We start from the raw sequence: 21,245 nt of genomic DNA on the forward strand, positions 1-21,245 counted from the left end.
CTGCTCCCACGAGAAGGACCTCATGACGGAAACCTTGCCGCCGGCTCCGGACCACGACCGGATCGAACCGGTCGACATCCAGCAGGAGATGCAGCGCTCCTACATCGACTACGCGATGAGCGTCATCGTGTCGCGGGCGCTGCCGGACGTGCGGGACGGCCTCAAGCCGGTGCACCGCCGCGTGCTGTACTCGATGTTCGACTCCGGCTTCCGCCCCGACCGCGGGTACAACAAGTGCTCCCGCGTCGTCGGCGACGTGATGGGCAACTACCACCCGCACGGTGACTCCGCGATCTACGACGCGCTGGTGCGGCTCGCGCAGCCGTGGTCGCTGCGGTACCCGCTGATCGACGGCCAGGGCAACTTCGGTTCGTCGGGCAACGACCCCGCCGCCGCCATGCGGTACACCGAGTCCCGGCTGGCGCATCTCGCGATGCACATGCTGCAGGACATCGAAGAAGAGACCGTCGACTTCTCCGACAACTACGACGGCCGCACCCAGGAGCCCGACGTCCTGCCGTCGCGGTTCCCGAACCTGCTGGTCAACGGTGGTTCCGGAATCGCGGTCGGGATGGCGACCAACATCCCGCCGCACAACCTGCGCGAGGTCGCCGACGGCGTCAAATGGGCGCTGGAGAACTTCGAGGCCAGCGACGACGAGCTGCTCGCCGCGCTGCTGGTCCGCATCAAGGGCCCGGACTTCCCGACCAAGGCGATGATCCTCGGCACCTCCGGCATCGAGGACGCGTACCGCACGGGCCGCGGCTCCGTGCGCATGCGCGCGGTCGTCGAGGTCGAAGAGGACGCCAAGGGCCGCACGATCCTGGTCGTGTCCGAGCTGCCGTACCAGGTCAACCCGGACAACCTGGTCGAGAACATCGCGAACCTGGTCCGTGACGGCAAGCTCACCGGCATCTCCGACATCGCCGACGAATCCAACAGCCGCAGCGGGATGCGGATCGTCGTCACGATCAAACGCGACGCGGTCGCGAAGGTCGTGCTGAACAACCTGTACAAGCACACGCAGCTGCAGCAGAACTTCGGTGTCAACATGCTGGCCCTGGTCGACGGCGTGCCCCGCACGCTGCGCCTGGACCAGATGATCCGGCACTACGTGAAGCATCAGATCGACGTCATCGTCCGCCGGACCCGCTTCCGGCTGCGGAAGGCCGAGGAACGCGCCCACATCCTGCGCGGCCTGGTCAAGGCACTGGACATGCTCGACGAGGTCATCGCCCTGATCCGGCGGTCGCCCTCGGCCGAAGAGGCCCGACCCGCCCTGATGAGCCTGCTCGACGTCGACGAGATCCAGGCCACCGCGATCCTCGACATGCAGCTCCGCCGCCTCGCGGCACTGGAGCGGCAGCGGATCATCGACACCCTGGCCGAGATCGAACTCGAGATCGCCGACCTCAAGGACATCCTCGAGAAGCCCGAGCGGCAGCGCACGATCATCGCCGAGGAACTCCAGGAGATCGTCGACAAGTACGGCGACGACCGGCGCACCAAGATCATCCCGTTCGACGGCGAGGTCTCGGTCGAAGACCTCATCGCGGTCGAGGACGTCGTCGTCACCATCACCCGCACGGGGTACGCCAAGCGAACGAAAACCGATCTGTACCGCTCGCAGAAACGCGGCGGCAAGGGCGTCCAGGGCGCGACCCTCAAACAGGACGACATCGTCCAGCACTTCTTCGTCTGCTCCACGCACGACTGGATCCTGTTCTTCACGAACAAGGGCCGCGTCTACCGCGCCAAGGCCTACGACCTGCCCGAGGCCAACCGCAACGCGCGCGGCCAGCACGTCGCGAACCTGCTCGCGTTCCAGCCCGACGAGCAGATCGCCCAGGTCATCGAGATCCCGAACTACGAGGTCGCCCCGTACCTCGTGCTCGCGACCCGCCGCGGCCTGGTGAAGAAGACCAAGCTCACCGACTTCGACTCCAACCGCGCCGGCGGCCTCATCGCCGTCAACCTGCGCGAAGGAGACGAACTGGTCGGCGCGGTCCTCGCGGCCGCCGAAGACGACCTGCTGCTCGTGTCCGCCGAAGGCCAGTCGATCCGCTTCCACGCCACCGACGAAGCCCTGCGCCCCATGGGCCGCGCCACCTCCGGCGTGCTCGGCATGCGGTTCAACGACGGCGACGAACTGCTCGGCATCAACGTCGTCCAGCCGGACAAGTTCCTCCTCGTCGCCACCGGCGGCGGCTACGCCAAGCGCACCCCGACCGAGGACTACCCCGTCCAAGGCCGCGGCGGCAAGGGTGTGCTCACCATTCAGTACGACCAGAAACGTGGCAGGCTGGTGGGCGCGGTCATCGTCGACGCCGAAGACGAGCTCTACGCGATCACCTCCAGCGGCGGGGTGATCCGCACTTCGGCCGGGCAGGTGCGCAAGGCAGGCAGGCAGACGAAGGGAGTGCGACTGATGAATCTCGACGAAGGAACCACTCTTCTCGCGGTCGCACGCAACGCGGACGAGCCCTCAGACGTCGCCACTGCAGGTAGTACTGAAGGAGAAGAGACCCCGGCGTCGGAGCAGTAGACGACGCCCCACGTACTGGGTAAGGACTGACACCTCGTGACACCATCCGAGAAGCCCGAAGCAGGCGGCGCGAAGGCGGGCTCGTCGAGCCCACCTTGGCAGCGTGACAGCGGTGCCGGGGAACCCGAAGGCTCCAGTGAGCAGACGGTCTCGGTGTCTTCGGTCGCCACCGAAGACGTGGCCCACTCGGAACCGAAGCAGGACGCGACAGCTGTGACCGACTACCACGGGGTAAGCGGCACCGCCGCGAAGAGGCTCTTCGGCGACAGCGGAGAGGGCGAACCCGCCCCCTCCGCCATCCCGTCCGCCTCCCGCACCCGCGCCGCCCCCACCGCGCTCCGCCGCCCCGGCCGCGGACCGCGTCGCGCCAGCCTGCAGATCAAACGCTTCGACCCCTGGTCGGTGCTGAAACTGTCCCTCGTCCTCGGCGTCGCACTGTTCTTCGTGTGGCTCGTCGCCGTCGGCGTCCTCTACACCGTCCTCGACGGCATGGGAGTCTGGGACAAACTCAACGGGACCTACTCGTCGCTCGTCGGCGGCGAAGGAGCCGACGCACCGGCCGACCCGCTGATCAGCGCCGGCCGCGTCTTCGGGATCGCGGCCATCCTCGGCGCCATCAACATCGTGCTGATCTCCGCCCTCGCCACCGTCAGCGCGTTCATCTACAACGTCTCCGCCGACCTCGCCGGAGGCCTCGAAGTAACCCTTTCCGAACGAGAGTGACCCGGTTGCAGGACGCCGAAAGGCGTCCTGTAATCTTCTCCTCGTTCGGGCCCATAGCTCAGGCGGTTAGAGCGCTTCGCTGATAACGAAGAGGTCCCAGGTTCAAGTCCTGGTGGGCCCACCCGATTGCCCGGTCTGTGTTCGCTGACAGCGCGAACCCGGATCGGGCGGTTTTCGTTTCTGGGGGTCGAACCCCCAGACCCCCGCCAGGGAGGGCTCCGCCCCCCTGGACCCCCCATCGTTTGGGCGCGTAGCCGTTGTAGCGGCGGTGGCCGTTGTGGGGCTCGGGCCCTGGCGGGCCCATAGCAGTAGGTGGGGAGAGAGTTGGGGGCGTGGGGGTTGATGGGGGTGGGCCCTGTCGGGTTTCTAGTTCTGGCAGGGTTCTTGTTCTTGGTTCCACGTGGAACGTGGGGGCTGGGGTGGTGAGGAGCCGGGTGCAGTAGCATCGGTGGGTAAGCGGAGCAACTCGGCAGGAAGAGGGGGCTTCTGATGAAGAAGCTGTTGGCACTCGCGGTCATCGCGGGCGGCGTGCTGTTCGTGATCAAGCGCAACAAGGCCGCCAAGGCCGAGGCCGACCTCTGGCGTGAGGCCACCGCGCCGACCGAGCGCCCGCTCGGCTCCGTTTCCACGAACGGAAGCGCCCCGACCAAGGCCGCGGACGCGTCCCGCAACAACTGATTCGGCGCAGGCGGCTATCATGATCGCCTGCGACCCGGGGCTGTAGCTCAATTGGTAGAGCACCGCCTTTGCAAGGCGGGGGTCAGGGGTTCGATTCCCCTCAGCTCCACTCGTTCCTCGGAGAGCCCTGTTCGCGTGAAAACGCGAACAGGGCTCTTTTGTTTTCGCGCGACGACGTGGTGACGTTCGTCACCCGATCCGGATCGCGAAGTCGTGCTCTCAGCCAAGTCAACGCTGCTTACATGGGGGTGGAAATCCGGACAGCGAGGTGGAATCATGATCGGTTTCGAAACCGACCTCGACGATCTCAGGGCGTCGAGCAAGGAACTGGGAAAAGCCGCTGACATCGTCAGCACCGCGCACACCGGGGTGAGAGGGCAGGACGTGCCCGCTCCCGACCCGCTCACGGGCGGCTTCCTCCCCGGCATGTTCGCGCCGGATACCGCGTTCGGGAAGTCCTTGGGCATGCGCGGGGTTTCGGCCGCCTACGAGGAACACCGCGCCGCCGTCGAGAAGATGCTCGCGAAGCTGCACCAGAGCACGCAGGACGCCAGCCACGCGCTGGCGCGGGTCGCGGAGCTTTACGAGTCCGTCGACGAAGACAACAAGCAGCGGATGAACCGCGTGGCAAACGGGGAACAGGGGTAGCGCGGGGATGGACGGGTACTTCAACGCACTGGACGCGGAGACCACCTCCGAAGAGGACGGAAACGCCAAACTTCTCGAGGGAATCTCCGACGATCTCACCGCGGGTGCCGAAAAGGCCCTCGCCGCGACGGATCTCCTTTTCATGCAGTTCTTCGGCGGCGACGTCGATTGGAGCGGCGGGCGAAAAGAACAGGTCCGCGACTTCTTCGTGGAGTTCTCCGACGCCGAGCTCGTCGGAGAGAACAGCCTGCAGACCATGATCGAGGCCTACGAAGGTCTCTGGAACTCCTTCCAGGACACGAAAGCGCCGCTCGACCGGTCGCTGGCCCTGCTTCTCAAGTGGCGCGGTGAAGGGGCCGAAAGCGCCAAGAGCTACATCCAGGGTTTGGTGAACACCTATGCCCGGGTCGGCACCAAACTCACCGTGCTGGAAGCAGACATCGTCGCCGCGCGCGACGCCATCGCGACCGCACGGGGCGACCTGAGCAACCTGGCCGCCTCCTACCTGACCGCCGCGGAAAAGTACCGGGACGACAAGGAACGGCAAGACGAATCCGCCTTGCAGAAGGCGCTGGCGGCGACCTTCGCGGCCGCTGTCACCGCCTTGCTCGTGGCGGCCGTGCCACCGGCGGGCGGCCTCACCGCGGCGGCGTTCTTCACCACCGCGAACGGGGTCCAGGTCGCCGGCGCCGCGGCCGGTGCCGGGCTCGCCACCGCGGCCACCGTGCAGGCCGACATCGTCGGGGACAGCCCCGAATCCATCTACAACAGCTTCCACGACGGCGTGGTCAACATCCGGGAGAGCATGTTCCGGGCGACCGAGTCCCTGATTTCGAAGATCAACGTCGAGATCAACAACCTGCCGATCATCCCCGATCCGCCGGACGTCAGCCCGGGCGAGACCTTCGACCCCGGCAACTTCGAAACGGAGAACACCGACAAGGGAACGGAAAAGCGGGTCCGGGACAAGAACGTCGACATCTCGAACGACGGCAAGATCGAGCAGCCGCCGATGGAACTGTCACCGCTGCCGACGGACTGATGGAGGATCGTGGCTGACAAACCGGCGCCCAAGAAGCCGCCCGCCGACCGGCAAGCGATGCTCGAAGCGTTGGCCGCCTTGTCGGTGGACGCGTCTTCGCCGGACGGCGCCGTTTCCGTTTCGGTCAACACCGACGGCGTGATGACGCGGCTCAGAGTGAGTGACGCCGCGTCGCGGATGTCACCCGCCGAGATCGCGGACGCCGTCATGCGGACCTACCAGGAAGCGCAGCAAGGATCCGCGAAACGCAGCGCGGAGCTGATGGCGCCGATCGGCAACGCCGGGTACATCACGGACAGGCTCCGCTGGCGGCTCGGGTTCTCCCCGGCGTACCAGGACTCGGGCGAAACGGCTTCTCCCGCGCCGCGCCGGGCGCCGGCGGAGACGGAGAACGTCGTACTCAAGGACCGCTCGGAAGAACCGGCCGGGCCGGACCAGGACGAGCGGTCCGCACCGGCGGAATCCGACGACCAGTACTACGAGCAAGGCCTGCGGTACAACCCTTCCTGGTAGTACGGCCTTGCGCTCAACCGCGCTTCAGTTTGCACCCTGGTCCCGGCGGCGCCAGATCGGCGCCGCCGGACCGGAGGGGTTGTCGTGCGGACAGAACACGGGGGCTCGGTACTCGAAGCCGGGCAGGCGTTGCGTCGCGGAGAAGTGACCAGCGTCGAATTGGCGGAACGCGCGCTGGCCGCCGAAGACGAACTCGGCGTGTACATCGCCCGGTTCCCGGATCAGGCGCTGGCGTCGGCGCGACGGGCGGACCGGGCGTTCGCGGCCGGTGTCGATCGCGGTCCGCTGCAGGGAATCCCGCTGGGCGTCAAGGATCTCATCGCCGTCGCGGAGGGGCCGACGACCGCGCAGAGTGTCGTGCTCGACTGGGGGCAGGGCCTCGACGCGGCGGTGACGACGCGGGTGAAGGACGCGGGCGGGGTGATCGTCGGGAAGACCTCGACGATGGAATTCGGCTGCGGGGTCCCGGATCGCGCCAAACCGTTCCCGATCCCGCGGAATCCCTGGGACACCGGACGATGGGCGGGCGGATCCAGTTCGGGGACGGCGAGCGGGATCGCCGCCGGGATGTTCTTCGCCGGGCTCGGCACGGACACCGCCGGCAGTATCCGAATGCCCGCCGCGTTCTGCGGTGTCACCGGATTGATGCCGACCTACGGGCGGGTCTCCGGGGCGGGGTGCGTGCCGCTCGCGCACACCCTCGACCGGGTCGGTCCGCTCGCCCGCACCGCGCGCGACTGCGCGGCACTGCTGGAGGTCATCGCCGAAGTTCCTTTCGTGGCACCGGAATTCACCGGTGACCTCGCGGGGTTGCGGATCGGGGTCGTCCGGGAACACCACTTCCCCGAGGACGCCGATCCCGCGCTGGGCCCCGCTTTCGACGAAACGCTCTCCGTCGCGGAGAACCTGGGGGCCACGCTGGTCGAGGTCGCGCTGCCGCACTGGAGCGAGCTGACCACCGCGGTGCTGGTCACCGCGAGCTGCGAAGCCCTTGCCCACCACCGGGCCGGGCTGAGCACGAGATGGCCGGACTTCGGCGTCTCGGCGCGAGCGATCTTCGCGGCGGGCGCCTTGGTGTCCGGCGCCGATTACGTGCAGGCACAACGGGTTCGGCAGGCGGTGCGACAGGAACTGGCGCGCCTGTTCGACGACGTCGATGTGATCGCGAGTCCGGTCGCGTCGATCGGCGCTCCGCTGCTCGAAGACGTCCCGGACGATGCGGGGCAGCAGAACGCGGAAGTCTTCGAGAAGATCACGACGCCGTACTGGAACGGCGTCGGGAATCCGGTGCTCGCCGTACCGATGGGGAAGACCGGTGACGGTCTGCCGCTGTCCCTGCAGCTGGCGGGCCGCCTTTTCGACGAGGCGACCGTCCTGCGGGTCGGCGACGCGATCCAGGGGGCGCGATGACCCCGGAGCTGCTCGATCTCTTGCTGGCCAAGGCGGAACTCCCTGCTGACGAGTCCGATAAACGAGCGCTGGCCCGGTTGCGCTGGCTGTCCACAGTGGATTCCCTGTACGCGGTGCCGATGGACCGCGAAGTCGCGCCGGTGCCGAACGGAGGGCGGGCATGACGCGCCGTCCCGGTGAAGGCACCGTGCTCGCGCTGGCCTGCGCGGGATCGTTCGTGGTCATCCTCGACGCGACGATCGTTTCCGTCGCCCTGCCCGCTATCCGGTTCGGCCTCGGGTTCTCCGCCGGCGCGCTGACCTGGGTGGTGAACGCGTACACGCTCGCTTTCGCCGGGTTCCTGTTGCTGGGCGGCCGGCTGTGCGACGAATTCGGGGTACGGCGGATGTTCGTGCTCGGCATGAGCCTGTTCACCGTCGCGCGGCTCGCCGCCGGGCTGGCGGGTTCACCGGAAACGCTGCTGGTCGCCCGGACGGTGCAAGGGTTCGGCGGCGCGTTGCTGATGCCGGTGACGCTGTCCCTGCTGACCACGACGTTCACCGAACCCGCCCGCCGCGCGCGGGCCTTGGGCACCTGGAGCGCGATGGGCGCCGTCGCCGCCGCGGCGGGGCCGGTGATCGGCGGACTGCTGACCCAATGGGCGGGCTGGCGCTGGGTGTTCTTCGTCAGCATCCCGATCGGGGTGGTGGCCGTCGCCGCCGCCACGGTGCTGCCGCCGAAGGATCGAAGCCGCCCGCGCGGCAGGCTGGACGTGCTCGGCGCGGTGCTGTCGACGGCGGGACTCGTCGGCGTGGTCTACGCGGTGATGCGGTCTTCGGCGATGAGCTGGGGAAGCGGGTCCGTCCTGCTGCCGCTGCTCGGCGGGCTCACCCTGCTCGGCGTCTTCCTGGTGCACCAGCATCGGTGGGCCGACGAACCGCTGGTCGCGCTCGGGATCTTCCGGCTGCGTTCGGTCAGTAGCGGCAACGTGGTGATCTTCCTGCTGGGGCTGGGTTTCCTCGCCAGCCCGATCCTGCTTTCGCTGTACCTGCAGGACGTCCATGGGTACTCGCCGTTGCGGGCCGGACTGGCGTATCTGCCGGTGGGCGTGGCGATGTTCGCCGGCGCGCGGACGGCGGGCGGGTTGTCGGTGCGGCTGGGACCCCGGCGCGCGACGGCGCTGTACTGCGCGATCGGCGCGGTGGGTCTCACCGGAGTCGCCGCGCTGACCGGTCCGCACGCCTCGTACGTCGTTTCCGTGCTGTTGCCCGGGATGGTCTTCGGATTCGGGACGGCCGCGGCCTTCACCCCGATCACCGTGGCCGCCACCAGCGGGGTGCCGGAGCAGCAGAACGGCCTGGCCGCCGGTCTGCTGAACACGGTCCGGCAGACCAGCGGCGCGATCGGCCTCGCCGGACTGACCGCGCTCGCGGCGGCGGTGACCGCCGCCTGGCAGACCGGCGGTTCGACGGGAGAGGCGCAGGTACACGGCTACACCGCCGCTTTCCTCGCTTCCGCCGTCTGTCTCGTGGCGGCGGCCGTGGTCGCGGCGGTCGCGATGCCGGGACTCAGCTCGCCACCGCGTGCGCGGGCAGGTCGACCCGGTCACGGAACCACTGGCAGTCTTCAAGGCTCCCCTCACGGCGACAGGTGAGGAGCTCGACCAGGTAGTCGTGCGCGGTGTCGAGCCGCGCACGCTCCCGTTCGATCTCGGCGAGCTGGCCCGCCACCACCTCACGCCAGCGGTGCTGTTCGGCGAGCAGTTCGGTGATCTTGGACAGGCCCAGCCCGCCGATCCGCCGCCAGTGCTTGATCAGCGCGATGCGATACAGCTGGTCGTCGTCGTAATACCGCTGTCCCGAGCGGCGGGAAGCGGTGATCAGCCCGCGGCGCTCCCAGTAGTGCAGGGTCGAGATCGCCAGCCCGAAATGGTCGGCGGCCTCGCGAACCGGCGTCAAGGAAGTCATGAGACCAGTCTAAGTTAGGTTACCCTAACTTGCGAGTGAGCCAGGTGAAGGTCCACCGGTAGAAACTCTGCGCGGCGAGACTGGTGTTGATCGAGTGGCCGCTGCCACGCACGATCTCGTCCGCGCCGCAGTCGCCGCCCCCGCAGACCAGCGTGTCGTGCTCGCCGAGCACGTACGCGGTCGGGACCTTCGGTGCCGATCGTTTCGTGGCGCCGGGTCCCACCGAGCGGAGTTCGGCCGACGCCACGGTGTCTTTCAGGGCTTCTTCGAAAGGAATGATCGCCGGGTCGTAGGTACCCGGATGGTGGAAGGTCTGCGCGCGCACGCCCGGACGTGTCGTGAGGTAGCCGCGAGCCCACGGCTTCCCGGCGAACTTCGGGTCCTGTTCGGCGGGATGGAACGGCGACGCGGCCTTGTCGCGCGCACCGGGCCGGTCACGGGGGATGCCGCTGACGATCACGGCGTCGACCCCGCCCCGTTCGGCGGCCCGTTCCGCGACGAGTCCGCCCATCGAATGTCCATTGAGGATGATCGTGCGGAACCGCGGCCGCAGTTGCCGGACCACCTGGTGGACGGCGTCCCCGCCGGCGGCGAAGTCGAGCCTCTCCGGATCCGGGCGGCTGCTGCGGCCGTAGCCGAGCCTGTCGAGGTTCAGCGTCGCGTACCCTGCCCGCGTCGCACTGTCCACATAGGAGTATCGCCGCGGCTGGAACGGCCAGTCCCAGTACGCGCGGTCGTAGGTGCCGCCGTGCAGCAGCACCTGCAGCGGGGTGCGGGCGCCGAGCCTGCCCCGGACGCAGAGTTCGCCCGCGATGATCCGCCGTTCGCCGTTCACCTCGACCGGAAACCGCTGTTCGGCGCAGCGGGCCGGTCGTTCGGTGGCGACCGCCGTCGTGGCGCCCAGCGGAGAAAGGACCGCGGCCAGCAAGACCGCTTTCGCAAGGAATTTCATGAGGAAAGCTTCGGTCCCGGCCCGGGGTCGCGTCGTCGTGCCGCTGTGGAGATCGGCGGCTACGTCAAACGTGCACCAGCCCGCTTCGATAGGCGAACACCACCAGTTGTGCGCGATCGCGCGCGTTCACCTTCGCCATCGCGCGGCTGACGTGCGTCCGGACCGTCGCCGCGCTGATGACGAACTCCCGCGCGATTTCCTCGTTCGACATGCCCTGTGCGACCCGTTGGACGACCTCGTGCTCCCGTTCGGTGAACGCGGAACCCTCCGCACGGGGCATCGGACGCGAGGGCCGCGTGGTGAATTCCGCGATCAGCCGCCGCGTCACGCTCGGCGAGAGGAGCGCGTCGCCCGCGGCGACCACCCGGACCGCTTCGACGAGGTCGGCGGGCTTGGTGTGTTTGAGCAGGAACCCGCTGGCGCCCGCGCGCAAGGCGTCGAAAACGTACTCGTCGAGGTCGAAGGTGGTCAGCATGATGACGCGGACCCCGGCCTGCCGGTCGTCGGCCACGATCCGGCGGGTCGCCTCGATCCCGTCGATCCCGGGCATGCGGACGTCCATCAGGACCACGTCCGGCCTGGTCTCCGCGACCACGGCCACGGCCGCTTCGCCGTCGTCCGCTTCGCCCACCACGGTGATCCCGGCTTCCACGCGCAGCAACGCCGCGAATCCGGACCGCACGAGTAGCTGGTCGTCGGCCAGCACCACCCTGATCACGGCCATCGCGCGCTCACCCGGAACCTTTCGTCCTCGCGGCGCGCGGTCAGCGTGCCGCCGGTCGCCTGCGCCCGTTCCCTCATGCCGATGATCCCGGCACCGGGGACGTCCTTGCCAGGCTCGCCGACCTCGTTGAGCACGTCGAGCCGCAGGCCGTCCTCGCTCGCCGTCACCGTCACCTCGGCACCGGAAGCCCCGTGTTTCGCGGCGTTCGTGAGCGACTCCTGGACGATCCGGTACACCGCGCCGGCGACGGGCTGCCCGATCCCGGGAGCATCGAGTGCCAGCGTGACGACCAGGCCGGCCCGATTCGTCGAAGCGACCAGGGCGGGAAGATCCGCCAGACCCGGTGACGGCCGGAGCGGGGCGCTGTCCTCGCGCAGCAGCCGCACCATCGCGTTCAGTTCGTCGAGGATGGTGCCGCTGACCGTGCGGACGACTTCGAGCGCTTCCTTCGCCATTTCGGGATGCTCGTCGAGCACGTGCCGGGCCATGCCCGACTGGACGTTGATGACGGCCATCGCGTGACCCACGCTGTCGTGCAGATCCCGTGCGATCCGGAGCCGCTCGCCGAGGACGCGATCGCGTTCGGCCTGTTCCGCGGCCGCTGTCCGCTCACGGCGTCCTCGAAGCGCGTCGGCCGCGAAGACCGCGACGCCTGCCCAGCCGACGAAGACCAGATCGATGACGCCCACCCCGGCGGTGACCAGGTTCGTGCCGACGACCGTCGCCGCCATTCCGCTCGCGACGGCGTACGCGCGCTTTCGCGGGCGAAGGGTTCCGAGCGCGAACAACGGCACGAGCCCGGCGAACAACACCGGACCGTCGGGATAGCCGAACCCCAGGTAGAACAGCAGGGCAAACGTTTCCGTCACCGCTGTCGCCGTCGGCCATCGCCGGACACCGGCGAGTGTGACACAGGCGAGCGCGACGACGGTGTATCCGAGCGCGTCGACCGGGCGTTCTCCGTGACCGGGTTCGAGATTCGCCGTGCCGACGACGAGCGCCGCGCTCACCGCGAGCCAACCGGCTGCCACGCCGCTCCGCATCAGCCACTTCACCGGCCCAGTCTGCCGAAACGAGTCCACGGACACGTCCGCGTTCTGTGGATCTCGCCTACGTCAGATGCGCAGCAGCTGCTCGTCGAGTCTCGCCAGATAGTCGCGGCCGTACTCGCCGTTCTCCAGGTCGCGCCACAGCACCGGCGGCAGGTCCTGCGCCACCTCGGGCGAACGGGATGCGGCGGCCAGCGCGATGGTCGCCGCGGTGTCGACGTCGCCGGTGAACGCGACGCAGGTGTGGAGCATCCGGGCGAGGCCGCCGCCCGCGGCGAGCACGGTCAGCGCGGCGCGGACGCTCATCCAGCCCTGCGGGCCGATCTTGCCCGACCACGGCCGCGCCCAGCCGCCGTGCCCGACGTCCTCGGGAAGGATCCCTTCGACCCACCGCGCGACCTCGGACACCGGCCCGAGGCGATGGTGGCAGTAGTGGACGGCGAGCGCCGCCGCCTGCGCCGCGGCGATCCCGGCCGGGGTGTCGTGCGTGATCCTGGCCTGCAGTTTCGCGTGGTAGAGGACGTCGTCGACGGTCGGCAGGAGCCCGATCGGCCCGGCGCGCATGGCCGCCCCGCTCTTGTCGCTCTGCGGCTGAAGCCGTCGAAGCAGCTCTTCGCCGTCCTGGACCTCACTGAGCAGCTGATGGAAACGCGGCGCGTAGCCGTCGTGCGGATCGCGGTGATACGCCCGGACGAACTGCTCGGCGAGCAGCGGCGGTGTCCACCGGCGTCCGGACACGAGCAGTTCGGCGATCGCGATCGTCATCTGCGTGTCGTCGGTGTAGCGGCCGGCCGGGACGCCGAGCTGGCCGGGATGCGGCACGTAACCGGTCAGCGTGTTGTGCTCGGCGACGAAGCTCGGGTACGCGTGCTCGAAGGAGCCCCCGTACGCGTCGCCGATGGCCAGTTCGACCAGCATCCGGACCCCTTCAGGCGGTGAGTCGTGCCGTTTCCGAAGGGAGTTTGCCGTAAGCGTCGCGGTAGAGACCGGAAAACCGGCCGAGATGCGTGAAACCCCAGCGCAGCGCGACGTCGGTGACGGTGCCTTCGGCGCGCCCCTGCGCGATCGCGAGCAGGTCGTGGTGCACGTGGTCGAGCCGGATTCGCCGCAGATATTCCAGGGGCGTCAGCCCGAGTTCCGTCCGGAACGCCATCTGCAGCGCGCGCACGCTGGTCCGCGCGGCCATCGCCAGCTCGCCGATCGACACCGGTTCGGCCGCGTGCTCCTCGCAGTAGGTCATCGCGCGGCGCACCGCCGTCGATTTCGGCCGCGACCGTTCTTCGGCGAGATTGCCGGACATCGAATGGGGCTGGGTGTCGAGGAGCCCGTGGAGCAGGAGTTTTTCGAAATGCGAGGCGGCCAGCGGCGACCGGTCGAACAGGCCGGACGCGGCGGTCTCGCTGAAGGTGTGCAGCAGGGTGAGCCACTGGTCCATGCTCGACGTGATCAGCGGATCGAACCGCAGCGTGGACGTCGGCGCCTCACCGAGCCGCTCGCGCATCGTGTCCGCGATCAGCTGTTTGCCCATGCGGAGCAGCAGGATGTCGGGATGGTCGTAGGTGGTCTGGAACCGCGTCTCCGGACCGGTCACGACATGCCGTGACGGGACGATCTCGCCGTCGATCCGGACCTGGCTCCGGCCGCCGAGGGTGACGACCACGGTGTACGCGTCCGGGGTCTCCTCACCCTGCAGCACCACGTCGGAGTCCAGCGTCAGCTCGTAGACCGAGAGACCGCCGGGGTCGATTCCGGGGATGCGGAGGCCGCTGAGCTGGGAGATGTCGAAGGATCCGGTGGGCGCGGGGGTGTGCAGCTTGACCGAGTCCGGCGCGAGGAACGCCTGGAAGGTGTGCTCGAGTTCGCCGAAGTCGTCGCCGGTGACCACCGTCGACGCGATCGGAGAGCCTTCCGAGAACCGTTTGCGCACCAGCCGATCGTGCCAGGCTCAGCCTGCGTGGTGTCAGTGAATACCCATACCGTGGAGTCATGGCGACCGAGAAGCTGCGCGCGTGGTGGGCACATCGTCAAGGTCTCGACGGATCGCTGCACGGGTCACCGGCGGCCGACGTGCTGGAGCGGACCGGCTGGATACGCTCGGTCGGCGGTTCCGCGCCCTATCTCGGGCTGTTCGCCAGGGCCCGCCTCGATCGGGCGACGGTCGACGCGGACGTCGCCCGGCTCGCCATCCACGAACTGCCCTCGGCCCGCGGCTGCACCTACGTCCTTCCTTCGGCGGATTTCGAACTGGGCCTGACCGTCGGAGCCGCGGCGCCCGCGGGCGAACTCGCGGCCGCGGAGAAGTACCTCGGCGTCACGCAGGCCGAGGTCGAGCAGTTGTGCGTCACCGTCGCAGACCTGCTCGAAGCGTCCGCCGAACCGCTCGGCCCGGCCGCGATCAAGGACGCCGCCGGAACCGCGGTGCGCACCCTCGGGGAGGCGGGCCGCAAACGCGGCACCACCACGACGTTGCCGCTCGCGCTCGGCCTGCTCCAGTCGCGCGGCGACATCCGCCGGGTCCCGGTCAACGGACGGCTGGACCAGCAGCGGTACGGCTATGTCCGCTGGACGCCGTCCCCGCGCGGCGCACTGTCCGATATGGACACCGCGCGGACGGAACTGGCGCGGCGGTACTTCTCGTGGGCCGCTCCGGCGTCACTCAAGCATTTCCGCTGGTTCTCCGGTTTCACCGCGGCGCACGCCAAGAAGGCCGTGGAACCGCTGGATCTCGTCCCGCTCGACGGCACCGATCTGCTGATGTCCAAGGAGCTCTCGGACGAGTTCGCCGCCTTCACCGTGCCGTCGAAGCCGTCGTACGCGCTGCTCGCCGGGATCGACGGAATCCATCTCCTGCACCGCGAGATGTCGCGGCTGCTCGACGACGCCGACGTCGAACGACCGGTGCCGGGTGGCCGCGCGGGGGAGACGCTGGGCGGCCACCCGGACCCGCCGAGCCACCTGATCGTCGACCGGGGCCGCTTCGCCGGCCTGTGGGAGTTCGACACCGAGACGAACAAGATCGTCTACCGGTTCTTCGGGGACGAGGACGCCGCGCTGCGCGAGACGGTCGCGGAGACCCAGGAATTCGTCCGTGACCGACTGGGCGACGCCCGGAGCTTCAGCTTGGATTCGCCGAAGAGCCGGGCGTCGCGAGTGGCCGATCTCAGTTCCCGATGATGATCAGGCTTTCGCCTCGTTGATCAGGATGTCGACGGCCTTGTCGTTGCGGGCGGTCTGCTCCGGGATCACCGAAGCGGGCGGGTAGAAGCCGTCGAGCCCACCGTCCTTCGGGTACATCTCGAAGGTGTAGCTGAGGATCTTGTGCTTGCCCCACGCCCAGTCGTTGATGTCGCCGTCGGTGACATACAGATCGCTGGACTGCTCCGGCGTGTAGCCGTTGGTGCCTGCCATCTGCTTGCCGACATCGGCGAAGCGCTTCGCTTCCTCTTCGTTCAGGCCGGTGTCGGTCGCGTCCTTCGTGTAGCCGTACGGCCAGAGCACCAGTTCCGAGAAGGTGTGGAAGTCGATGTGCGCCTTGATCTGCTGCGCGCCACCGACCACCCGGGAGTCGATGAAGTCCGCGACCGCCTTGGTCTCGGACTCGGAGAACGCCGACGGACCGTGGTAGTCCTCGGCGGACGGGCTGTTGCTCGACCCGCCGCAGCAGTTCCACTTGTAGTCCCAGTTGCGGTTCGGGTCGGTGCCGACCGCGCTGCTGCCCGGCACGGGCTTCCGCGTCTTGCGCCAGCCCTGGTACTCGCCGCCGGTGATGTCGTACTCGGAACCGTCCGGGTTGACGTTCGGGATCACGTAGATCTCGTGCTCGTCGACCATCTTCTTGATGGCCGGGTCGCTCGCGTATCCGCTGGTGAACCGGTTCACGATCCGCAGGCACATCTCGGTGGTGAGGTGCTCGCGCGCGTGCTGGTTGCAGGTGAACAGGACCTCGGGCTCGTCCTCGTCCTTGGCCGCGTTGTCGCTGATCTTCAGCACGTTGAGCTCACGGCCCTCGTATGACTTGCCCACGCTGGACAGCGTCGCGATGTCGCCGTGGTCCTTCGCGGCCTTCTGCAGCTCAGCGGTCGTTTCGGCGTAGGTGTGGTACGCCTCGTCGCCCGGCGGGAAGTCGCCCGCGACGGCCGCGGTGCCCGCCCGGGCACTGCGCTGCTTCAGCATGCTGTCGAAATCGCCGAGCGGCTTCAGGCTGAACCCGTTCGCGCGCAGGCTCGCGGCCTGATCGGGCGTGGCCACGATGGTCAGCGCGCCGCCGCGAGAGCCCGCGACGTCGACACCGGTGCGGGCGACGGCGGTGCGCTTCGCGGAGTCGTTCGCGCCCTCCACCGAGTACAACCCTCTCGCCGGGTCGCCGGTCTGTGCGCTCGCGACGGGCGTCGTGACGGCCAACAGGGCGAGCCCTGTGGCGGCCAAGGCGCCCCAAATGCGACGGCGTGTGGACATTTCGCCTCCGAACGATCTGGGGACAAGGTGGCGTTCACCGTCGCCGAAGTGAATCATCCACGACAACCCGACGATCGTCGTTCCCAGTTGCCGTTTACGGCCAGAGACGGTCTTTGACCCAGATGTCCTTTTCGTGCCGGTAGCGGAGCCGCTTGTGCCGTCGATCGTGGCTCGCCTGCCAGAACTCCACTTCGGACGGCGTCACCAGATAGCGGGTCCAGGTTTCCGGTGCCACGTCCGGGTTCTTCTCGACCCACCGGCGCGCTTCCTCGGCCGCGCGGTCGAGATCGGCCGGATCCTCCAGCACCTGGGACTGCCTGCCGATGAACGCCTCGACCCGGGAAGCGGGCGGGCGTGCGGTGAAATCGGCCGCGGATACCTCGGGCGCGGCGAGTTCCACCGGGCCGCGCAGCCGGATCTGGCGACCTCGTCCCGGCCAGAAGAACGTCAGCGCGGCGAACGGATTCTTCGCCAGCTGAACACCTTTCGGGCTTTCGGAACTCGTCGCGACCGCCCAGGTGTCGCCGTCGACGTCCTTGAGGATCACGACCCGCGCGTCCGGCACCCCATCGGCGTCCACTGTGGACAGAGTGACGGCATGCGGCGCCAGGACGTGTTCGCCGGCTTCGTCGAGCCATTCGAGAAACAGCTCGCGAGGACCGGACGGCGCGGCCTCGATGTCGAACTCCGGGAGCTCCCGGGGAAACGACGGCCAGCCGCGCAGCGTGCGCTCCATCAGTACCCCGGCGGACGCTGATGCGGCGGATAGCCGGGCGCGGGCGGCGGATAGTGCGGCGGATGCTGACCCGGCGGCGGACCCTGCGCGGGCGGCGGCCCGACCGGGTACTGCGGCGGCGGGGGCTGCTGCGGCTGCCAGCCGGGAGGCGGCTGCTGACCGGGCGGCGGCATCGGCGGTCCCGGCGGCATCGGCGGCTGCTGGCCCTGCGACTGCTGCCACTGCACCTGCTGATAGACCTCGGCGGGCTGCGGGAAACAGAATGTCAGCTTCGCGTTGACCGAACCCTGAACCGCCGCGCCCCAGAGCTTCCCGCCGACGAACGCGTACATCTGCGCCGCCGAGACGTCGACGGCCACCATGCGCGTCTCGCCGCCGAACTGGTTGCCGGACTTCGCCGACGCGGCCTGCGCGGCGTCCGGATACACCCGGTCACCGATCAGCCCGGCGATCACCACCGAAGCGGCCGTCCAGCCGACGGTGCCCATCACGTTCGCGCGCGCGTGCTGCGTCGCCAGCCCGGTGAAGTCGTACAACGCGGGCGCGGTCACCTCCGGGATCGCCGCCGCGACCACGCAGTAGTTCATCGTCGACATCATCACCGACTCGGTGAACAGGCCCACGACGGCCGCGCTCGGGCCGATCTGGACGGTGTTCAGCCTGCCCCCGCTGCGCTGGATACGCTCTGCCACCGCACCCAGGTACTGCTCCTTGGTGAGCACTGATGCCTCCTGAAGACCGCTACGCACGGCCATCGTCGCATGAACAGGGCGGATGGATGCGACGACGCGGTGATCCGATCTGCTTCACTGGACCATCATGCGACGTCTTCTGATCTTGCCGCTCGTCGTGCCGCTGCTGGCGGCCTGCGGGCCGACGGAACAGCCGCCGCCCGCGGCGAGTTCGCCCACGCCGTCGAACACTCCGGCGCCCCAGGTCCCGCCCGCACCGGAACCCACCGGCAAAGGCCCGTGCCCGTATCTCGGCACCGAGTTCGTCTCGGACGCCAACGGGCAGAAGGTCTCCAAGGTCAAGACCTCGGCGGACCAGCCGCATCCGGCCTGCTTCTTCTACGCGCTCAGCGGGAAACTGCAGCTCACGGTGCGCGTGTACGTCGGGGAACCCGCCGTGGCCAAGGCGATGGTCGATCAGGCGGCACCCATCGACACCTCCAACCCGGCCGACGAACCGGCGGGCTGGAAGGGCGGCTACCAACCCTCCGGGGAGGGCGCCGTTTACGCCGTCGCGAAGGGCAGGAACGCGGTAGTCGTGACCACCAACCAGAAGCAGAGCATCAAGGCACGTACGGTGGCGAAGGAGGCTATCGGTGAGCTTAAGCTCTAGGTAGTGGTATCCACACGTCAGAGTGAAGTTGATCTTGTACTACCCTGTGCCGCACGCGCGACGGTTCGCGGGACCAGCGCGACGCCAGATCCGGCGGAGGCCGCCTTGCGGTGTGGCTCGGCGGCGCAAAAGATCAATTTCTCCCCATAGGACAAAGGACGAGTTTCGTGGCTGCAACCCTCAAGGAAATCCTGCTCGACTCCAGCCGTCGCCCGGCGGTCGTGACCGACTTCGAAGGCCTCGTCGACGCTGAGGTCTCGGACAAGGGCGGCGTTTCCGGTGCCGTCGTGAAGACCGGCTTCGCGGCCGTCAAGAAGATCAAGCCGGGCATCATCCCCGCCGCCGTCGACACCCTGCTCGACGACTTCGCCGGTGCCCTCGAGCCGTTCTACGGCGACTACAAGGCCAAGGGCGGCAACGACTTCGGCGCCTACCTGGTCGGCCGCGGCGACGAGGCCTCCGACGCGCTCCTGTCGGTCACCGACTCGCGCGCCGACAAGAGCAGCCGCGACAGCATCAAGAAGGTCTACTCGAAGCTGCGCCCGAACGGCAAGAAGAACGTCGAGGAGGCCCTTCCCCGCCTCGGCCAGCTGATCGACAAGCACGCGGCGAACGCGTGATTCGATCGCGCGAAGCGTGATCGAATCACGCTGACTTGAAGCGCCTAAGGGGCGCCGTTCGCTTTCAACGTTCTGTTGGGAGTGGAGGGCGCCCCTTTTTCGCGTTTCAAGGGGTCGCGCCGAGTACGCGGAGCAGGCTGGTGCGCAGCGCGTCCGCCGCCTCCTCGCCGGACATCCGGCCGGAGCCTGCTTCCGCGCCGGCGGCGTGACCGAGACCGACGACCACCGCCACCAGCCAGCCGGTCGGCAACCGGTCGTCGAACTCCCCGGCCGCCTTGCCGCGCCGGATGACGCGTTCGAGCCTCTCGGTGACCGGTGAATGGCGTCGCGCGTCGTCGTCCGCGCCCGTGGGAACGGAATTGATCTTCCGGAGCAGCGCGGGATACCGCTCGAACGTTCCGCGGGCGGCTTCGAGCAAGCGCATCAGCGCGTCCGCCGCCGGGCCGTCGTCGAGGTCCGCGGCGTCCATTTCCGCGACGGCCTCCTCGGTGATCCGGTCGAGCACCGCCGCCAGCAGTTCCCCTCGTGACGGGAAATGGGCGTAGACCGTCTGCCGGGTCACGCCCGCGTCGGCCGCGATGGCTTCGATGCCCGCGTCGGGATCGCTGCCGAGTTTCCGGAGCGCCGCGTCCAGGATCGAGGCCCCTGCTGGAGCAGGAGCGCCATGGAGCCCTTCACCGACCCGAAGAAGTTCATCGCGGATTTCCACCGGTCCTTCCACGACGACCTGGTGAACAGCGACGAAGACGCGGGCGTCATCGTCGACCGCTATCACACGCCGGACATCGTGCAGATCGCCGACGGGCACCGGATGGACCGGGACAAACTCATCGAGCACGCCCGCCCCGTCCGCAAGAACCGGCCCACCGGGCGCTGGGAAGTGCACGAAGCGGTCGCGAACGGGGACCGGATCGCCGCGCGGAGCACTCTGCGCGTGACGAACCGCAAGAGGGACCTCACTTTGGAGGTCTACTTCTTCGGGCAGTTCACCCAGGACGGCCGGATGCGCCGGGGGAACATGCTCACCCGCACCGTCCCCGAGACGTGAAAGGGCCGCCCAGGGGCCGGGTGTGCGGCGGCCCTGGACGGCCCTTCGACAAGCAGAAGAAGAGGTTAGGCGGTAGTTCTCAGTTCTTCTTGTCAGCGGAGCTGGTCGAAGCCTGGTGCCCGTTCTTCGGGGCGGCGGGCTTCGGAGCCGCGGGCTTGGCCGCACCCGAACCCCCGGCCGGACCGGAAGCGGCGGGCTTCGCGGCGGCGGGCTTCGGAGCGGCCGCGGCCGGAGCGGCGGGCTTCGCGGGGGGAGCGGGCGGAGCCTTCGGCGGCGCGGGCGCGACCGGCGGCTCCTGCTTCGAACGCAGCGCGTAGGCGGCACCGGCACCGACGACCGCGATACCGATGACCCACGGCCAGCGACGACGCTTGCGCGTCCCCTTGGCAGCGGTCTTCGCCTCGACGAGCGCGGCCTTGAAGTCCTTCTTCGCGGCCTTGAAGTCCTTCTTGCCCCGGCGCTTGGACTCGCCGGCCGACTTCGCGGCCAGGATGGCGGCCTTGCGTGCCTTCCGGCCCGGCTTCCGCATCTCGGAAAGCCTGGCCAGCGCCTCCTTGCGAGCCGCCTTCGAGCTGCGCTTGAGCTCCTTGCGGGTCAGTTCCGTCTTCTTCGCGAGCTTCTTGCGCGCGCGACGGCTGGTCTTAGCGATCTCACCGGCGCTCTCGGAGAGCTTCTGCTCGGCTACCTCGACGGCGTGGGCGGTGGCTTCCTTGCCCGCCTCGACAGCACGTTTGCGCAGGCCGAGCGCGCCGGCCTTCGCCGACTCGCTCACCGAATCTGCGGCCCGGGTCATGGCCTTCACCTCATCAATC

Annotated in this window: 24 protein-coding genes and 2 tRNA genes; 15 read left to right on the forward strand and 11 right to left on the reverse strand. The window is 68.7% G+C overall.

Features of this window, described 5'->3' with window-relative positions; all coding sequences use genetic code 11:
- Positions 1-22: 22 nt before the first annotated feature.
- From gyrA to IE302_RS18670, 11 genes are all read left to right on the forward strand, one after another.
- Positions 23-2,545 carry a DNA gyrase subunit A gene (gene gyrA, locus IE302_RS18620; RefSeq protein WP_191255787.1) on the forward strand — a complete coding sequence of 841 codons (2,523 nt, stop codon included), beginning with the start codon at positions 23-25 and terminating at the stop codon, positions 2,543-2,545.
- A gap of 36 nt (positions 2,546-2,581) precedes the next feature.
- Complete coding sequence (locus IE302_RS18625; RefSeq protein WP_191255788.1) at positions 2,582-3,268, forward strand: DUF3566 domain-containing protein; 687 nt, start codon at positions 2,582-2,584, stop codon at positions 3,266-3,268.
- Positions 3,269-3,315: 47 nt separating this feature from the next.
- Positions 3,316-3,389 (forward strand) — tRNA-Ile (locus tag IE302_RS18630).
- 368 nt (positions 3,390-3,757) lie between these two features.
- Positions 3,758-3,946 (forward strand): DLW-39 family protein, encoded by a 189-nt coding sequence (locus tag IE302_RS18635; protein WP_020632660.1) that lies wholly within the window; start codon positions 3,758-3,760, stop codon positions 3,944-3,946.
- A 36-nt stretch (positions 3,947-3,982) separates the two neighbouring features.
- Positions 3,983-4,055, forward strand: a tRNA-Ala gene (locus IE302_RS18640).
- A 167-nt stretch (positions 4,056-4,222) separates the two neighbouring features.
- Complete coding sequence (locus IE302_RS18645) at positions 4,223-4,594, forward strand: hypothetical protein (protein WP_191255789.1); 372 nt, start codon at positions 4,223-4,225, stop codon at positions 4,592-4,594.
- Between the two features lie 7 nt (positions 4,595-4,601).
- Positions 4,602-5,636 carry a hypothetical protein gene (locus tag IE302_RS18650; RefSeq protein ID WP_191255790.1) on the forward strand — a complete coding sequence of 345 codons (1,035 nt, stop codon included), beginning with the start codon at positions 4,602-4,604 and terminating at the stop codon, positions 5,634-5,636.
- A 9-nt stretch (positions 5,637-5,645) separates the two neighbouring features.
- A complete protein-coding gene (locus IE302_RS18655) occupies positions 5,646-6,149 on the forward strand; it encodes a YbaB/EbfC family nucleoid-associated protein (RefSeq protein ID WP_229907840.1) in 504 nt (167 codons plus the stop codon).
- 84 nt (positions 6,150-6,233) lie between these two features.
- Entirely contained in the window at positions 6,234-7,559 is a 1,326-nt protein-coding gene (locus tag IE302_RS18660) for an amidase (RefSeq protein ID WP_191255791.1), read from the forward strand.
- Positions 7,556-7,723: a hypothetical protein gene (locus IE302_RS18665; protein WP_191255792.1), complete on the forward strand. Its 168-nt coding sequence runs from the start codon at positions 7,556-7,558 to the stop codon at positions 7,721-7,723. The genes IE302_RS18660 and IE302_RS18665 overlap by 4 nt, the downstream gene beginning before the upstream one ends.
- On the forward strand, positions 7,720-9,192 hold the full coding sequence (locus IE302_RS18670) for a DHA2 family efflux MFS transporter permease subunit (RefSeq protein WP_191255793.1): 1,473 nt from the start codon (positions 7,720-7,722) through the stop codon (positions 9,190-9,192). The genes IE302_RS18665 and IE302_RS18670 overlap by 4 nt, the downstream gene beginning before the upstream one ends.
- Here IE302_RS18670 and IE302_RS18675 read toward each other — a convergent pair.
- From IE302_RS18675 to IE302_RS18700, 6 genes are all read right to left on the reverse strand, one after another.
- Positions 9,107-9,505 (reverse strand): MerR family transcriptional regulator, encoded by a 399-nt coding sequence (locus tag IE302_RS18675; protein WP_191255794.1) that lies wholly within the window; start codon positions 9,503-9,505, stop codon positions 9,107-9,109. The two genes, IE302_RS18670 and IE302_RS18675, sit on opposite strands and share 86 nt — an antisense overlap.
- Before the next feature lie 19 nt (positions 9,506-9,524).
- Entirely contained in the window at positions 9,525-10,457 is a 933-nt protein-coding gene (locus IE302_RS18680; RefSeq protein ID WP_191255795.1) for an alpha/beta hydrolase, read from the reverse strand.
- Between the two features lie 64 nt (positions 10,458-10,521).
- Positions 10,522-11,181, reverse strand: a complete 660-nt coding sequence (locus IE302_RS18685) for a response regulator (protein ID WP_191255796.1) — start codon at positions 11,179-11,181, stop codon at positions 10,522-10,524.
- Positions 11,172-12,236, reverse strand: a complete 1,065-nt coding sequence (locus IE302_RS18690) for a sensor histidine kinase (RefSeq protein ID WP_229907841.1) — start codon at positions 12,234-12,236, stop codon at positions 11,172-11,174. Before IE302_RS18690 ends, IE302_RS18685 begins: the two co-directional genes overlap by 10 nt.
- Positions 12,237-12,296: 60 nt before the next feature.
- Positions 12,297-13,148 carry an ADP-ribosylglycohydrolase family protein gene (locus IE302_RS18695; protein WP_191255798.1) on the reverse strand — a complete coding sequence of 284 codons (852 nt, stop codon included), beginning with the start codon at positions 13,146-13,148 and terminating at the stop codon, positions 12,297-12,299.
- Positions 13,149-13,158: 10 nt separating this feature from the next.
- Positions 13,159-14,157, reverse strand: coding sequence for an AraC family transcriptional regulator (locus IE302_RS18700; RefSeq protein ID WP_191255799.1), 999 nt, complete (start codon positions 14,155-14,157; stop codon positions 13,159-13,161).
- A 59-nt stretch (positions 14,158-14,216) separates the two neighbouring features.
- On the opposite strand from IE302_RS18700, the gene IE302_RS18705 reads away from it, so the two are divergent.
- Positions 14,217-15,404 carry a DNA glycosylase AlkZ-like family protein gene (locus IE302_RS18705; RefSeq protein WP_191255800.1) on the forward strand — a complete coding sequence of 396 codons (1,188 nt, stop codon included), beginning with the start codon at positions 14,217-14,219 and terminating at the stop codon, positions 15,402-15,404.
- Between the two features lie 3 nt (positions 15,405-15,407).
- Here the strand turns inward: IE302_RS18705 and IE302_RS18710 are convergent, their stop codons facing one another.
- The 3 genes from IE302_RS18710 to IE302_RS18720 all read right to left on the reverse strand — a co-directional run bounded on the left by IE302_RS18710 (position 15,408) and on the right by IE302_RS18720 (position 18,143).
- The gene (locus IE302_RS18710) at positions 15,408-16,685 is read right to left on the reverse strand and encodes a M14 family metallopeptidase (protein ID WP_191255801.1); all 1,278 of its coding nucleotides are present in this window, start codon (positions 16,683-16,685) and stop codon (positions 15,408-15,410) included.
- A 94-nt stretch (positions 16,686-16,779) separates the two neighbouring features.
- Positions 16,780-17,421: a pyridoxine/pyridoxamine 5'-phosphate oxidase gene (locus tag IE302_RS18715; protein ID WP_191255802.1), complete on the reverse strand. Its 642-nt coding sequence runs from the start codon at positions 17,419-17,421 to the stop codon at positions 16,780-16,782.
- The gene (locus IE302_RS18720; RefSeq protein WP_191255803.1) at positions 17,421-18,143 is read right to left on the reverse strand and encodes a hypothetical protein; all 723 of its coding nucleotides are present in this window, start codon (positions 18,141-18,143) and stop codon (positions 17,421-17,423) included. Before IE302_RS18720 ends, IE302_RS18715 begins: the two co-directional genes overlap by 1 nt.
- Before the next feature lie 97 nt (positions 18,144-18,240).
- Between IE302_RS18720 and IE302_RS18725 the strand changes: the two genes are divergently transcribed.
- The gene (locus IE302_RS18725) at positions 18,241-18,765 is read left to right on the forward strand and encodes a DUF2020 domain-containing protein (RefSeq protein ID WP_191255804.1); all 525 of its coding nucleotides are present in this window, start codon (positions 18,241-18,243) and stop codon (positions 18,763-18,765) included.
- A 167-nt stretch (positions 18,766-18,932) separates the two neighbouring features.
- Positions 18,933-19,385: a DUF6918 family protein gene (locus IE302_RS18730; protein ID WP_191255805.1), complete on the forward strand. Its 453-nt coding sequence runs from the start codon at positions 18,933-18,935 to the stop codon at positions 19,383-19,385.
- A gap of 106 nt (positions 19,386-19,491) precedes the next feature.
- Here IE302_RS18730 and IE302_RS18735 read toward each other — a convergent pair whose 3' ends face one another.
- A complete protein-coding gene (locus tag IE302_RS18735) occupies positions 19,492-20,094 on the reverse strand; it encodes a TetR/AcrR family transcriptional regulator (RefSeq protein ID WP_308436890.1) in 603 nt (200 codons plus the stop codon).
- Between IE302_RS18735 and IE302_RS18740 the strand changes: the two genes are divergently transcribed.
- Positions 20,050-20,433, forward strand: coding sequence for a nuclear transport factor 2 family protein (locus IE302_RS18740; protein ID WP_191255806.1), 384 nt, complete (start codon positions 20,050-20,052; stop codon positions 20,431-20,433). The two genes, IE302_RS18735 and IE302_RS18740, sit on opposite strands and share 45 nt — an antisense overlap.
- 79 nt (positions 20,434-20,512) lie before the next feature.
- On the opposite strand, the gene IE302_RS18745 is transcribed toward IE302_RS18740, so the two are convergent.
- Entirely contained in the window at positions 20,513-21,226 is a 714-nt protein-coding gene (locus IE302_RS18745) for a hypothetical protein (RefSeq protein ID WP_191255807.1), read from the reverse strand.
- Between the last annotated feature and the right edge of the window lie 19 nt (positions 21,227-21,245).

This window comes from Amycolatopsis oliviviridis (assembly GCF_014654365.1).
GTDB lineage: Bacteria > Actinomycetota > Actinomycetes > Mycobacteriales > Pseudonocardiaceae > Amycolatopsis > Amycolatopsis oliviviridis.

Bases quoted from the DNA above. Each gene is read 5' to 3' on its own strand.
- gyrA (WP_191255787.1), top strand. From the start codon at position 23: ATGACGGAAACCTTGCCGCCGGCTCCGGACCACGACCGGATCGAACCG.
- IE302_RS18635 (WP_020632660.1), top strand. From the start codon at position 3,758: ATGAAGAAGCTGTTGGCACTCGCGGTCATCGCGGGCGGCGTGCTGTTC.
- IE302_RS18645 (WP_191255789.1), top strand. From the start codon at position 4,223: ATGATCGGTTTCGAAACCGACCTCGACGATCTCAGGGCGTCGAGCAAG.
- IE302_RS18650 (WP_191255790.1), top strand. From the start codon at position 4,602: ATGGACGGGTACTTCAACGCACTGGACGCGGAGACCACCTCCGAAGAG.
- IE302_RS18665 (WP_191255792.1), top strand. From the start codon at position 7,556: ATGACCCCGGAGCTGCTCGATCTCTTGCTGGCCAAGGCGGAACTCCCT.
- IE302_RS18670 (WP_191255793.1), top strand. From the start codon at position 7,720: ATGACGCGCCGTCCCGGTGAAGGCACCGTGCTCGCGCTGGCCTGCGCG.
- IE302_RS18675 (WP_191255794.1), bottom strand. From the start codon at position 9,505: ATGACTTCCTTGACGCCGGTTCGCGAGGCCGCCGACCATTTCGGGCTG.
- IE302_RS18680 (WP_191255795.1), bottom strand. From the start codon at position 10,457: ATGAAATTCCTTGCGAAAGCGGTCTTGCTGGCCGCGGTCCTTTCTCCG.
- IE302_RS18685 (WP_191255796.1), bottom strand. From the start codon at position 11,181: ATGGCCGTGATCAGGGTGGTGCTGGCCGACGACCAGCTACTCGTGCGG.
- IE302_RS18695 (WP_191255798.1), bottom strand. From the start codon at position 13,148: ATGCTGGTCGAACTGGCCATCGGCGACGCGTACGGGGGCTCCTTCGAG.
- IE302_RS18705 (WP_191255800.1), top strand. From the start codon at position 14,217: ATGGCGACCGAGAAGCTGCGCGCGTGGTGGGCACATCGTCAAGGTCTC.
- IE302_RS18710 (WP_191255801.1), bottom strand. From the start codon at position 16,685: ATGTCCACACGCCGTCGCATTTGGGGCGCCTTGGCCGCCACAGGGCTC.
- IE302_RS18715 (WP_191255802.1), bottom strand. From the start codon at position 17,421: ATGGAGCGCACGCTGCGCGGCTGGCCGTCGTTTCCCCGGGAGCTCCCG.
- IE302_RS18725 (WP_191255804.1), top strand. From the start codon at position 18,241: ATGCGACGTCTTCTGATCTTGCCGCTCGTCGTGCCGCTGCTGGCGGCC.
- IE302_RS18740 (WP_191255806.1), top strand. From the start codon at position 20,050: ATGGAGCCCTTCACCGACCCGAAGAAGTTCATCGCGGATTTCCACCGG.
- IE302_RS18745 (WP_191255807.1), bottom strand. From the start codon at position 21,226: ATGACCCGGGCCGCAGATTCGGTGAGCGAGTCGGCGAAGGCCGGCGCG.